Below are 13,233 nucleotides of genomic sequence, written 5' to 3'. Positions count from 1 at the left end.
ACTTGCATTTAGCAATGGACAAAGACTAAAAATTTTCTGTTTTTTTTGCTAGACTCTATCGTATAGTTTTAATGGAACGTATTCATGTCGATTAGAGATGAACGAAAACAACAGAGTCGGCAGGCTCTACTGGATGCGGCACTTCATCTCAGCACCGCTGGGCGCTCATTTAGTAGTATTAGTTTGCGTGAAGTTGCTCGCGAAGTTGGTTTAGTACCAACGGCGTTTTATCGTCATTTCCAAGATATGGATACACTGGGTCAAGAACTGGTTGATCAAGTCTCTTTGCACTTAAAAAGCTTGATCCATCAATTAGGACAAAGCTATTTGAAACATAGCGGCAGTGCCAAAACCCGTACCAGTATTGAGCTGTTTGTACAGGCAGTGAATCATAGCCCGCAACAATGGCAGTTTATGATTGCAGAACGCTGGGGTGGCTCAGAAACAGTACGCATCGCGATTGCACGTGAAATTGAGTTTCTGATTGAAGATCTCGCCATTGATCTGTGCAAACTCGAAACCTTCAAACACATTAAAGAAGCCAAAGACTTGCAAGTCTTATCTACGATTTTGATTAATATGTCGTTTACATGGGCAATGACGTGGATCAATTTACCCAAACAATTTACGATTGATCATTTACTCGAACAACAAAACCTGTTCATTGACAATGCAGCGACTCAAGTCCGTTTATTATTCAGTGGCATCTCCAATTGGGAACCACAAAACGCTTGATCATATCCAAACCAAAGTTTGATATATAAAAGCATTGCTTAGCGTTATGATGCATTAGACACTAATGCAAATGCAGTGTAGAACACTATGAGGAGCTTATAAGCATCATGAATCCTGATCGTCATACTCAGTTCTTAATTCGTAAAGAAAAAATTTTGCAGGTTGCGGAAAAGCTATTATTAGAAAACAACCAAGAAATGACCTTAGATGAACTGGTTGCTGAACTGGATATTGCCAAAGGTACGTTATACAAACATTTCCGTAGCAAGAATGAACTGTTGCTGGAACTGATTATTCAAAATGAAAAAGAAATTTTAAAAATTTCAGATAAATACAACACCGATGTCAAAGAATATGCACCGCGTTATATGCTTTATCATTTAACTTCACCGAGTCGTACCATTCTGCTGCATCAGCTAGAAGAACATCTCACCATGACTGAGTCGAAGTTAAAGCACTTGTTTGATGAGCTGTATGCGATTCGTCAGCAACGCATTGTTTCATTGAAAGATATGACTGAAAAATATTTAAAATCACAGAATTACGATATGTCGATTCGTGACTACCTGTCTTATATCTGGTCTCTGACCTACGGTGCGGCATTACTGTTGAACTCAAGCTATTACCAGCGCTCGATTGGTTCGCGTGAGAAGTTGATTAATCTCTATGTCAATCAAGCCTTGTCTCTACCGACACAGAAAGTTCAGATTGATTTAAAAGATCTACAGATAGACCAAAACTAAATGAAAAAAGGACTGTCACTACAGTCCTTTTTTATTACAGATCGACGTAAATTACTTTGCTTTACGCTCTTTTTCTAGCAAATAATCAACTACTTGGGTTACTTTTCCATCTTCACCCTGCACCACATATTTACCATTCACCACAACTGCTGGCACACCAGTCAACTGATACTGCTGCGCCAATTTATTTGACTCAGCAATTTTTGCCGTGATTGGGAATGAGTTAAACATACTGTTAAATTTCTGCTCAGGTACACCGTAGCGCGCAAAGAATTTTGCTTGAGAGGCTTGATCAAAGATTTGCTGACCACCTTCATGAATGGCATGGAAGAGTGGGATATGGGTTTTCTTGCGCACACCGAGTGCCTCAGAAACATAATATCCACGCGCACCTTGTTCCCATACTTTGTTCATTGCTGCAGGCGTACGCAGGAAATAAACGTCTTTTGGAATTTGTTTTAACCACGTTTGCATATGTGGCTCAAGCTTGAAACAGTGAGGGCAACCGTACCAGAAGAACTCACGCACTTCGAGTTGTCCCGCAGGTGCTGATGTCTTACCTGGATTGGCAATCACGGTATAGTCTTTACCCGCCACAAAATCTGCTGCCATCGCATTCATTGAGAATGCCAACGCAGCTACACTCAAACCACTTAATACGAACTTTTTCATTGGCTTTGCTTTTCCTCTAAGCATTTTTCGTAAGTTTATATGCTAAATATAAAACAAACACGAGCAATTCGTTTTGCTTCTGTGAAGTTTTTTATTGGATTTATCGCTTTTTTTGCCAGAATCGCTACACTACCAACAGATTAAACCTAAATAATCATCCTAATATAGAGGTGACACCATGTCGCAATTGAATGTTGACCCACAAGAAATCGCAAAATTTGAAGCATTGGCTGCCAAATGGTGGGATCAACATTCAGAATTCCGCCCGCTGCATCAAATCAATCCCTTACGTTTAAACTGGGTCGATGAGCGCGTGGGTGGCTTGGCCGGCAAGAAAGTGCTTGATGTCGGCTGTGGTGGTGGCATCTTGGCTGAAAGCATGGCACGCCGTGGGGCTGATGTACTCGGCATCGATATGGGCGAAGCGCCCCTTGCAGTGGGTCGTTTGCATGCAGAGCAAGACAATGTAGAAAACATTGAATATCGTCAAATCCCCGTTGAACAGTTGGCACTAGAACAAGCAGGTCAATACGATGTGGTGACCTGTATGGAAATGATGGAACACGTCCCAGATCCAGCTTCAATTGTGAAAGCCTGCCAAACCTTGGTGAAACCAGGCGGTCATGTGTTCTTCTCAACCATTAACCGTAATCCTAAGTCTTATTTATTCGCGATTATTGGGGCTGAATACATCCTGCGCTTACTGCCAAAAGGCACCCATGATTATCATAAATTCATTCGTCCTTCTGAAATGGCACATGATATTCGCAATGCAGGTTTAACGCTGAAAGAAATGATTGGCTTACATTACAACCCAATCACCAAACACTATTGGTTAGCACCCAATGTTGAAGTGAATTACATGGTTCATACTACCAATACAGGTGCTCAATGAAAGCTGTTTTATTTGATCTCGATGGCACATTGATTGACACCGCTGCAGACTTCATTCGTATCATTCAACAAATGTGTCGCGATGAACAACGTCCTGTCGTCGATGCCGATACCATCCGTACTCAAGTCTCGGAAGGTGCGCGCGCCATGGTGAAGCTGGTTTATCCTGAATTAGAAGTGACAGACCCTGTCTTTTTGGCACATCGGCAACGCTTTTTAGATGTATATGGTGACAATATTGTGGTCGATACCGACCTATTTGTCGGCATGTACCCATTACTTGAAGAGCTGGAAGCACATCAAATTCCATGGGGAATTGTCACCAACAAACCTCGTGGTCTAAGTGAATCTCTATTGGCAAAGCTGGATCTGACTGAACGCTGTGCAGTCTTGGTTTGCCCAGAAGATGTCAGCAAAACCAAACCTGATCCAGAACCGATGTATCTGGCAGCAAAGCAACTCGATATCGATGCCAAAGAGATTATCTATGTCGGTGATCATCCACGAGATATTGACGCAGGCCGTCATGCAGATATGTATACCATCTTGGCTGCTTACGGTTATTTGCCAGTAGAATCACGTGATGATCTTGCTGCTTGGCAAGCCGATGCCATTATTCAAACCATTCCTGAACTGCATCAACTGATCAAACAGAAAATCACTGTATTGTCAGAAAATCAGGGTATGATGAATTAAATTTGTAAGATAACAATAGGAGGCATAACAATGAAATACTCAGAATATCAACCTCGCCCAGATTTATTGAAAGATCGTATCATTCTGATCACAGGCGCTGGCGATGGAATTGGGCGCGCTGCCGCCATGAGTTATGCCCTTCACGGTGCAACAGTAGTGTTGCACGGCCGCACCCTAAACAAACTTGAAGTCATTTATGATGAAATTGAAGGTCTAGGCGCACCACAACCTGCAATTTTACCGTTACAGCTGTCTACAGCATCAAGCCATGACTATGAGCTGTTAGTGAGTACACTGGAGCAACAATTTGGTCGTCTTGATGGCATTTTGCATAATGCAGGCATGTTGGGTGATCGTGTAGAACTGGCTCACTATCCTGTTGATGTCTGGGATGATGTTTTAGCCGTGAATCTACGCGCTCCATTTGCACTGACTCAAGCCCTGTTGCCATTGCTGGAGAAATCTGAGCATGCATCCGTGGTCTTTACCAGTTCAAGCGTGGGTCGTGAAGCGCGTGCGCTTTGGGGTGCTTATTCAGTGTCTAAAGTTGCAACTGAAGCCATGAGCAAAATTTTTGCGGCAGAAAATACTTATCCGAGCATCCGCTTCAACTGCATCAACCCAGGCGGTACCCGTACCGCGATGCGTGCCAAAGCCTATCCAGAGGAAGATCCAAAAGTCTTGCCGACGCCAGACAGTATTATGCCTGCTTACCTTTATCTAATGGGTGATGACAGTTTGGATATGAATGGGCAAAGTATTGACGCACAAGCTTAATTTAGTCATTACAATAATTCTAAATAACATTGGACACTGACCTTAAAGCTGCTTTTTTGAGAGAAATGTGTGGTGTATCTTCATTTTTTTAATGGAATAATGAATCGATCTTCACAGTTTCTCTGCATTTTTAAGGTACAGTTTTCACATGAGAGACATCCGAAGTCAATAAGGTGCATCATGAAAAATTTTTTCATTATCTTGGTTTTAGGTTCGACAGTCCTGTTTAGTAGTATGGGAAGTTTTGCGGGCCCGCATGATCGTGACGATGATTCGCGCGGTGGCGGCTGGCAAGGTGGTCGTAACTTTGATCGCCCAGATGGTGAGAATCGTCAACGTGAACGTCGTATGCGTGAAGAGCGTGGTGTAGAACGTTTGAAGCAGCACCGCTGGCAGGAAGGCTATGTGATGCCACAACACTATCGTGGCAATGGCTATAAAGTAGATTATAAAGACAGTAACCTACCTCGCCCTGGCCGTAACGAACAGTGGTACAAAATCAACAATGACTATATTTTAGTCAACTCAGATGACAACAGTATTATCCGAATCATGGGCTTCTAAGCCCTTTTTGATCATTCATCAGCATAAAAGTTGAATGGTTGGTTTAGGAATAGATTTATCTTTTGATTTTTTTCGTTAGAATCAGAGCAAGTGCTGCATATCTGAGATCACCATGGCGAAGCAAATGACTGAAAATTCACATAGTACAACAAAAGATTATGTGCATTGGTTTCGCCACTCCGCACCCTATATCAATGCACACCGTGATAAGACCTTTGTTTTGATGTTCTCTGGCGAAGCCGTTCAACATGAAAATTTCCAACATATTATCCACGATATTGCCCTATTACATTCTTTAGGGATTCGGTTAATTTTGGTCTACGGCGCACGTCCGCAAATTAATCAAAATCTGCTCGAACGCAATATCGAAACGCCCTTCCATCAAAGTCGTCGCATTACAACACGCGAGTCTTTACGCGGTGTCATGAATGCGGTGGGTTCTATTCGTCTAGAAATTGAAGCCCTACTCTCCATGGGTTTGGCCAATTCACCGATGTATGGTGCTCGCATTGATGTGGTGTCGGGCAATTTTGTCACAGCAAAACCTTATGGCATCCGCGATGGCATCGACTTCCAGCTGACAGGCGAAGTACGTTCAATTGATACGGATGCCATTCAACGCCATTTAGACAATCACAATATTGTCTTGCTTGGACCAACAGGTTATTCAACCACAGGTGAAGTCTTTAATTTGCTGGCTGAAGACGTGGCCACCAAAACAGCGACAGCCCTAAAAGCAGATAAACTGATCTTCTTGGGTGAAAAACAAGGTTTGATGAACAAGCAACAGCAGTTATTGCGCGAGTTAAACCCTCACCAACTTGAACCTTATATTCAACAGAACCAACAACAATATCCAGAATTTGCTTTACACCTCAAACAAGCTCAACAAGCGTCCTTATCGGGTGTGCATCGCGTGCATCTGATTTCTTATGCCTATGACGGCGCACTGATTGAAGAGCTATTCACTCGCGATGGTATTGGTACTTTGATCACCGATGCCCACTATGAAGAAGTTCGTATTGCCAATATTCACGATGTCGGTGGCTTGATTAATCTTTTGCGTCCGCTGGAACAGGAAGGCATTCTGGTTTATCGCTCACGTGAACGTCTTGAAAGTGAGATTGAGCACTTTGCAGTGATTGAGCGCGACGGGATGATTTTGGCTTGTGCAGCCTTGTACCCAATTCCCGCAGGATCAGATGAAATTCGTTCTGCTGAAATCGCCTGTGTCGCAGTGGATTCAAGCTATCGCAAATCCAATCGTGGCAGCCAAATTTTGCAATTCTTGGAAAGCAAGGCCAAACAGCAAGGGATTCAACGACTGTTTGTGCTCACCACTCGAACTGCACATTGGTTCTTAGAGCAAGGCTTTACTCCCGCGAGTGTGGATGATTTACCCAATGCACGCCAAGCCCTGTATAACTATCAGCGTAATTCGCTGGTCTTTAAAAAAGCGTTACGCTAATCAGAGCTCACGTTGCAGGAGATATTTTTATTTTTGATAAAGATATCTCCTCATCATCATGATCTCTGCTTAAGTCAGTGTGAAGAAGAAATTAACCAAGCGATAAAATAAAAATTAATCCAATTAAAAACAATATCTTATTCAAATTAAAGTGTTCTGTGCTTATTCAACCTATAGATAAGATTATGCAATTTTCTATTTTGCACTTTTCATCATAAGCAAAGCCCGATTACTTATTTTTTATGCAATAAAAAAAGTTTTAGTTTAGTTGCTCATCTTATTTAAATCTTTTGATTTGTCGGGGAGCACAACCAACATGGCTATTTCAATCAATCGTTCATGGGCAACATATACCATCATCGCAGCAAGTCTTGCCAGCCTGATGGGTGTTGCAGGTTGTGCAAAAAAACCAGAGCAGCAAGAGACAACAAAACAAGAAACCACAACATTAAATATCGGCTTTCAAAAGTATGGCATCTTGCCGATTCTCAAAGCAAAAGGTGAATTAGAAAAAAATCTTGCTGCTCAAGGTGTAAATGTTAAATGGGTCGAATTCCCTGCAGGTCCACAGCTGTTAGAAGGCTTAAATGTCGGCAGTGTGGTCTTTGGTGAAGCAGGTGAAGCACCACCAATCTTTGCTCAAGCTGCCAATCCGAACTTGGTTTATGTCGCCAACCAACCGCCTGCGCCGACCGCAGAAGCTTTAATTGTACAAAAAGATTCTCCGATTCAATCCATCCAAGATCTCAAAGGCAAACGGGTCGCGCTGAATAAAGGCTCAAATGTTCACTATCTATTACTCAAACTATTAGAAGCAAACAATCTCAGCTTAAAAGATATTCAACCTGTTTACCTGCCACCGTCAGATGCACGTGCTGCCTTTGAAAAAGGTGCTGTGGATGCTTGGGTGATCTGGGATCCATTCTTCGCAGCAGCAGAGCATCAAATCCATGCGCGTGTGATCGCTACGGGTGAACATTTGGTCAGCAATCACCAATTCTATTTGGCCGATCGCCAATTTGCTGAAAGCCATCCTCAGGTTTTAACCACCTTGGTCACGACACTCAATCAAACGACGGAATGGGTCAAAGCCCATCCTGACGATGCAGCAAAATTATTGGAAAAGCCAACCGCACTTGAGTTTGATGTCCTAAAAAGTTCAATTTCACGCATGGGTTTTGGGGTTCAACCAATTTCTGAAAAAGTGGCAAAAGAGCAGCAATATGTAGCTGATGCTTTCTTTGCCCAGAAACTGATTCCGAAGCAGCTTGTGATCCAAGATGCCGTATTAAAGAACCAAGTTAAATAATTGAGGATCACTATGAAGTTGTTAGCTAAAGTTTCTGTTTTGGGTTTGCTGATCTCCACATTCTCACTCAGTGCTTGCCAGAAGCCCGAACAGAAGACGGAGAAAACAACTTCAGCAACTGAAAATACGGCGGTCAAAACCCTGTCTATCGGTTTCCAGAAATCCTCGCTCAATTTATTGGTTGCTAAACAGCAAAAGCTATTTGAGCAAGAATTTCCGAATGCCAAAATTGAATGGCGCGAATTCCCTGCTGGCCCACAGATGCTTGAAGCCCTTGCTGTCGGAGCAGTTGATTTTGGTTATGTCGGCAATACCCCTCCGATCTTTGCCCAAGCTGCGGCTAAACCGTTGAGTTACGTGGCTTATGAAGTGGTTCCACCAACAGGACAGGCTGTTTTAGTACATGCCAATGGCAAAATCAGTACCCTTCAAGATTTAAAAGGCAAACGTATTGCAGTACAAAAAGGCTCAAGTGCACACGAATTGCTAGCAAAAACCTTGCAGAAAGCAGGTCTTTCTTGGCAGGACATTCAGCCCATCTGGTTACCTCCTGCCGACGCACGCGCAGCATTTGACAAGCAGGCCGTTGATGCATGGGCAATTTGGGAGCCCTACTTAGGCACAGCCGAACTCCAAGGCCATACCAAAACCTTGGTGGATGGCTCTGCTTTTCCAACCACTTATTCTTTTTATATCGGTAATCCTGACTTTATTAAAAAGCATCCTGATTCTGCATCAAAGCTGATCAAGAGCATCAACATTGCTGATCAGTGGATTGTGCAACATCAAGATCAGTCACTACAGATTTACGCACAAAGTACGGGTTTAAGCCTTCCCGTGGCGCAACGTGTTTTAGACAAACGACCAAAACCATCCCCTGTACACATCCTTACACCTGAGGTGATACAGAGTCAGCAACAAATCGCCGATTTATTTAAACAAGATCAGCTCATCCCTGTGCAAATTGATATTCAGCATAGTGTCTGGTCTGCCCAATAAACATTGATTTCATTTTCATAAGGAACATCGACATGAATATTTTCTGGTTTATCCCCACTCATGGTGACAGTCGCTATTTAGGCACCAGCAAGGGCGCTCGTCAGGTCGATCATGCTTATATGAAACAAATTGCGGTTGCCGTAGACAATCTGGGTTATGCAGGCGTACTTATTCCAACTGGACGTTCTTGCGAAGACCCTTGGATCACGGCTGCCAGTTTGATTGATGCAACTACACAACTTAAATTTTTAGTGGCACTCCGTCCAGGACTGACCACACCAGCACTGGCTGCACGCATGGCAGCAACTTTTGATCGGCTCTCCAACGGCCGTATTCTGCTCAACCTTGTCACAGGTGGCGATGAACAAGAATTAAAAGGTGATGGACTCTATGAAGATCATAGTACCCGTTATCAAACTGCTTCTGAGTATGTCAAAATCTGGCGTGAAATTCTCACTCGCTCACATACAGGTGAACCGTTTAGCTTTCACGGTGAACGTCTCAGTGTCGATGATGCCAAACTGCTGTATCCACCCGTACAAAAACCTTATCCACCGCTGTGGTTTGGTGGCTCATCAGAAGCCGCAACTGAACTAGCAGCTGAGCAAGTCGACACCTATTTGACTTGGGGTGAACCTCCAGCAGCAGTGAAAGAAAAGATTGAGCATTTACGTGGCAAAGCCGCAGCCAAAGGTCGTACCCTGAATTATGGCATTCGCTTACACGTGATTGTGCGCGAAACCAATGAGCAGGCTTGGGCAGCTGCGGATGAACTGATTCAGTACCTGGATGATGCAACTATTGCCGCAGCGCAGAAAAAATTTGCACAAATGGACTCTGTCGGTCAGCAACGTATGGCCGCATTGCATGGCGGGCGTAAAGATCAACTCGAAGTATCACCAAACCTATGGGCGGGCATCGGCTTAGTCCGTGGTGGCGCAGGAACTGCTTTGGTAGGTGATCCAGAAACCGTTGCTGCACGAATTCAAGAATATGCAGATTTAGGCATTGATACCTTTATTTTCTCAGGTTACCCACATCTGGAAGAATCGATCCGTTTTGCTGAACTGGTGTTCCCTTTGTTGCCGCTGAAAACACGTGAAAAACTGGCGCAACCACATTTAACTGGTCCTTTCGGGGAAATCATTGCCAATAATTATGTCCCTGAGACCAAGGAAGCAAAAACCTTGATCAAGGAGACTGTATGAATGCAAAGGGTGTTTTAAATGATGTTTCACGTGGAACACAAAAAATAGGTAAAGGGCTGCTGCCTTGGCTATTTCCAATTCTGCTGGTTCTGATTTGGCAAGCAGCTTCGAGCTCTGGCTTATTGCAAAGCAGAGTATTGCCAGCCCCAACTGCTGTCGTGAGTGCCTTTTGGCACTTACTGATCAGTGGGGAGCTTTGGCAACATGTCAAAGTCAGCGCAGGCCGTGCTTTGCTTGGTTTATTGATTGGTGGTGGTCTAGGTTTGGTCTTGGGACTATTGAATGGTTCATCTCGTATTGCCTCAACTTTACTCGATACCACCTTGCAAATGATCCGTAACATCCCTGCATTAGCACTGATTCCACTGGTGATTTTATGGTTTGGGATTGATGAAACAGCCAAACTCTTTTTAGTCGCTGTCGGTGTATTTTTCCCAATCTATATCAACACCTATCACGGTATTCGCTCTGTCGACCCACAATTGATCGAAATGGGAAAAAGTTACGGTCTCAATCGTTGGCAACTGTATAAAGACATTATTTTACCTGGTGCAATGCCCTCTATTCTGGTCGGACTACGTTTCTCTTTAGGTCTGGTTTGGGTACTGTTAATTGTGGCAGAAACCATTTCTGCACAAGCAGGTATTGGTTATATGACTATGAATGCACGCGAGTTTTTACAAACGGATATCGTCTTGGTGGGTATTTTACTCTATGCCCTGCTCGGGAAATTAGCGGATGTATTGGCTCAAGTTCTGGAACGTTATCTACTGCGCTGGCATGCAGGTTATCAAAAATAATAAGGATATCAAGATGAGTAATTTAAATTTAAACTTCTACGATAACAATCTGGTTCAGCCTGTTACTGAACCAGAAACTACAACCTCGCCAGACAATGGTGCGCATATTCTGATTGAGCAACTGTATAAATTTTATGGTGAAGTGAAAGTCCTCGAAGACCTCGACCTGAATATCCAAGCAGGTGAGTTTGTCGCGATCGTTGGGCGTAGCGGTTGCGGTAAAAGCACCCTGCTCCGTTTGATTGCCCAATTGGAAAAAGCCAGCTACGGTGAAATTAAATTCCAGTCAGCACGTCATTTCCGTGAAGGCATCACCAACCATGACATTCGTGTCATGTTCCAAGACCCGCGCCTGCTCCCATGGAAAAGTATTATACAAAATGTGCAATTGGGTTTGCCTAAAAATCAGCATCAGCTTGCAGAAGCATTGCTAGAAAAAGTCGGGCTTAAAGACAAAGCGACGCAATGGCCAGCTCAGCTCTCAGGTGGGCAACGCCAACGCGCTGCGCTTGCACGGGCCCTTTCCCATACACCCCGTATTTTGCTGTTAGATGAACCGCTTGGCGCATTAGATGCACTGACCCGTTTAGAAATGCAGAACCTGATTGAACGCCTCTGGAAAGAACAAGGTTTTACTGCCATCTTGGTCACGCATGATGTCAGTGAAGCAGTCCAACTTGCCGACCGGATTATCCTGTTGGATCAAGGGCATATTGCCCATAGCTTTCAAGTCAACCTGCCACGCCCGCGTAAAAAAAGTATCGCGTTCGCTCAACTCGAACAACAAGTTCTCGATGCGGTTTTAGCCACCTAAAACCGCATTAATGTGCACTAAAATGTGACCAAAACAATAAAAATATGGCGCTCATTTCCCCTGCTAAGAAAAAAATTATTTACAAAATATGTATGCATTTTTTCAGATTTCAATAATTATCAAATACATCGTTAGCACTGGCCTAAAAAGTATATTTTTTTCGATAAAAAAATTGCGTAATTGTGCACAAATCGGACAATTTATCTTACAATGTCAATGACATTTTTTGAATCAAGCTCGCAGATGGAACAGAAGAAAAGTACACAAAAGCGCAATCAACTGCTGAATGCTGCCCTAGATGTTTTTTCCGTCTATGGGTTTAGTGGTGCCAGCCTCGATGAGATTGCGCAACTTGCAAATATGCATAAATCGAATATTTTCTATTACTATGAAAATAAAGAATCGCTTTATGTCGAAGTGCTTACCACGGTGTTGCAAAAGTGGCTTGCACCCTTACAAACCTTAGAGTCTGAGCTTGAGCCAACTGAAGCACTCACTCACTATTTGATTCAAAAAATTGAAAGCTCACGTGATCAGCCAAAAGCCTCACGTTTATTTGCCCTCGAAATTATTCAAGGTGCCCCGCATATTTTGCCGATCTTAAAAGGTCCTTTGAAAAAGCTATTTAAGCGTAAAACCAAGGTGATTCAAACTTGGCAAGAACAAGGCAAATTGTCGGCAGAAGTCGATCCAGAACTATTGATTATCAACATTTGGGCGATCACCCAAAACTATGCTGATTTTTCGACACAAATGGAAATGGTCACAGGTAAAACGTTGCGTAATCGCAGTATGTATCAACGGACCATCGAACATACCATTCATGTGATGTTGTACGGCGTATTACCACGCTAAATTGTCTTCACTAACCTTAATTTTAGCGATTGAAATACAATAAAAAAGCGACGTTGTGAGTCGCTTTTTTATTGTCAAATGGTTAAGGCGATTATTCAACTGAGCTAATCAAAAATGTGGAACATTGATTAAGAAACATACTTGGAACGTGAATAATCACAAAAAAGCCGTTCCAGTGCGCTGAACCCTAGAACGGCTTATTTTAAGATATTGATGCTAAAGAAGAAATTTCAAGCATTACGCATAAGCCGTATTATGTTAATTTTATAATGTATAGTACTTCCACTTGATAATAGGAGATTTAAAAATAATGAGTTTTTTCAAAGAATTACAAATTCGACATACTGACTTTGATGAGTTGGACCTTTCGTCAGAAAAGCAAAGAATTTTGGAAATATTGAAAAATGATGGAATTCATGAAGATGTCTATAGCAATTTAGCCACAGCCTTTGCTAATGGTAAAGATAGTCTTAATGTTGATCCTATTTATTGTTTTGAGCTAATAGAAAAAATAATAAAGCTATTTCCTAATTCTAATTTTGAATGTCGTGGACTTGGTGAAGAGTATTTTTATACATGGATCATTTGTGTTGAAAATGGCCAAATTATTTTTAAGTATGAGCCATGGGAAAGTGAAAACCCTTTCATTTAATATAATTGCCACCACTCGAATTAAATAAAAAATAATTATTTTATTTC

15 protein-coding genes are annotated in these 13,233 nt (G+C 42.6%); 14 read left to right on the top strand and 1 reads right to left on the bottom strand.

Annotated elements, in window-relative coordinates; all coding sequences use genetic code 11:
- Positions 1 to 84: 84 nt before the first annotated feature.
- Both F887_RS17460 and F887_RS17465 read left to right on the top strand, forming a co-directional pair.
- Positions 85 to 735, top strand: a complete 651-nt coding sequence (locus F887_RS17460; RefSeq protein WP_004801762.1) for a TetR family transcriptional regulator — start codon at positions 85 to 87, stop codon at positions 733 to 735.
- Between the two features lie 107 nt (positions 736 to 842).
- Positions 843 to 1,478: a TetR/AcrR family transcriptional regulator gene (locus F887_RS17465; protein ID WP_004801761.1), complete on the top strand. Its 636-nt coding sequence runs from the start codon at positions 843 to 845 to the stop codon at positions 1,476 to 1,478.
- A gap of 51 nt (positions 1,479 to 1,529) precedes the next feature.
- Here F887_RS17465 and F887_RS17470 read toward each other — a convergent pair whose 3' ends face one another.
- A complete protein-coding gene (locus F887_RS17470; protein ID WP_005290760.1) occupies positions 1,530 to 2,150 on the bottom strand; it encodes a thiol:disulfide interchange protein DsbA/DsbL in 621 nt (206 codons plus the stop codon).
- A 178-nt stretch (positions 2,151 to 2,328) separates the two neighbouring features.
- Between F887_RS17470 and ubiG the strand changes: the two genes are divergently transcribed.
- From ubiG to F887_RS17530, 12 genes are all read left to right on the top strand, one after another.
- On the top strand, positions 2,329 to 3,045 hold the full coding sequence (gene ubiG / locus F887_RS17475; protein ID WP_005290757.1) for a bifunctional 2-polyprenyl-6-hydroxyphenol methylase/3-demethylubiquinol 3-O-methyltransferase UbiG: 717 nt from the start codon (positions 2,329 to 2,331) through the stop codon (positions 3,043 to 3,045).
- Positions 3,042 to 3,740, top strand: a complete 699-nt coding sequence (locus tag F887_RS17480) for an HAD family hydrolase (RefSeq protein WP_005290753.1) — start codon at positions 3,042 to 3,044, stop codon at positions 3,738 to 3,740. The genes ubiG and F887_RS17480 overlap by 4 nt, the downstream gene beginning before the upstream one ends.
- 30 nt (positions 3,741 to 3,770) lie before the next feature.
- Positions 3,771 to 4,517: a YciK family oxidoreductase gene (locus tag F887_RS17485; protein ID WP_005290751.1), complete on the top strand. Its 747-nt coding sequence runs from the start codon at positions 3,771 to 3,773 to the stop codon at positions 4,515 to 4,517.
- 180 nt (positions 4,518 to 4,697) lie between these two features.
- On the top strand, positions 4,698 to 5,081 hold the full coding sequence (locus tag F887_RS17490) for an RcnB family protein (RefSeq protein ID WP_005209775.1): 384 nt from the start codon (positions 4,698 to 4,700) through the stop codon (positions 5,079 to 5,081).
- A 112-nt stretch (positions 5,082 to 5,193) separates the two neighbouring features.
- Positions 5,194 to 6,549, top strand: coding sequence for an amino-acid N-acetyltransferase (gene argA, locus F887_RS17495; RefSeq protein WP_005290748.1), 1,356 nt, complete (start codon positions 5,194 to 5,196; stop codon positions 6,547 to 6,549).
- 316 nt (positions 6,550 to 6,865) lie between these two features.
- On the top strand, positions 6,866 to 7,858 hold the full coding sequence (locus F887_RS17500; protein ID WP_005290745.1) for a sulfonate ABC transporter substrate-binding protein: 993 nt from the start codon (positions 6,866 to 6,868) through the stop codon (positions 7,856 to 7,858).
- 12 nt (positions 7,859 to 7,870) lie between these two features.
- On the top strand, positions 7,871 to 8,857 hold the full coding sequence (locus F887_RS17505) for an aliphatic sulfonate ABC transporter substrate-binding protein (RefSeq protein ID WP_005290742.1): 987 nt from the start codon (positions 7,871 to 7,873) through the stop codon (positions 8,855 to 8,857).
- A 32-nt stretch (positions 8,858 to 8,889) separates the two neighbouring features.
- Positions 8,890 to 10,065, top strand: coding sequence for an FMNH2-dependent alkanesulfonate monooxygenase (gene ssuD, locus F887_RS17510; RefSeq protein WP_005290739.1), 1,176 nt, complete (start codon positions 8,890 to 8,892; stop codon positions 10,063 to 10,065).
- Complete coding sequence (gene ssuC, locus F887_RS17515; RefSeq protein ID WP_005290737.1) at positions 10,062 to 10,865, top strand: aliphatic sulfonate ABC transporter permease SsuC; 804 nt, start codon at positions 10,062 to 10,064, stop codon at positions 10,863 to 10,865. Before ssuD ends, ssuC begins: the two co-directional genes overlap by 4 nt.
- A 13-nt stretch (positions 10,866 to 10,878) precedes the next feature.
- The gene (locus F887_RS17520) at positions 10,879 to 11,679 is read left to right on the top strand and encodes an ATP-binding cassette domain-containing protein (RefSeq protein WP_005290734.1); all 801 of its coding nucleotides are present in this window, start codon (positions 10,879 to 10,881) and stop codon (positions 11,677 to 11,679) included.
- Positions 11,680 to 11,922: 243 nt separating this feature from the next.
- Entirely contained in the window at positions 11,923 to 12,534 is a 612-nt protein-coding gene (locus tag F887_RS17525; RefSeq protein ID WP_005290731.1) for a TetR/AcrR family transcriptional regulator, read from the top strand.
- Positions 12,535 to 12,844: 310 nt separating this feature from the next.
- Positions 12,845 to 13,186, top strand: a complete 342-nt coding sequence (locus F887_RS17530; protein ID WP_005290729.1) for a hypothetical protein — start codon at positions 12,845 to 12,847, stop codon at positions 13,184 to 13,186.
- The last annotated feature ends 47 nt before the right edge of the window (positions 13,187 to 13,233 follow it).

Source organism: Acinetobacter sp. NIPH 2100 (assembly GCF_000369805.1).
Classification (GTDB): Bacteria; Pseudomonadota; Gammaproteobacteria; order Pseudomonadales; family Moraxellaceae; genus Acinetobacter.
The sequence above is the reverse complement of the archived record's forward strand: the minus strand, read 5'-3'. Positions and strand labels throughout refer to the sequence as shown.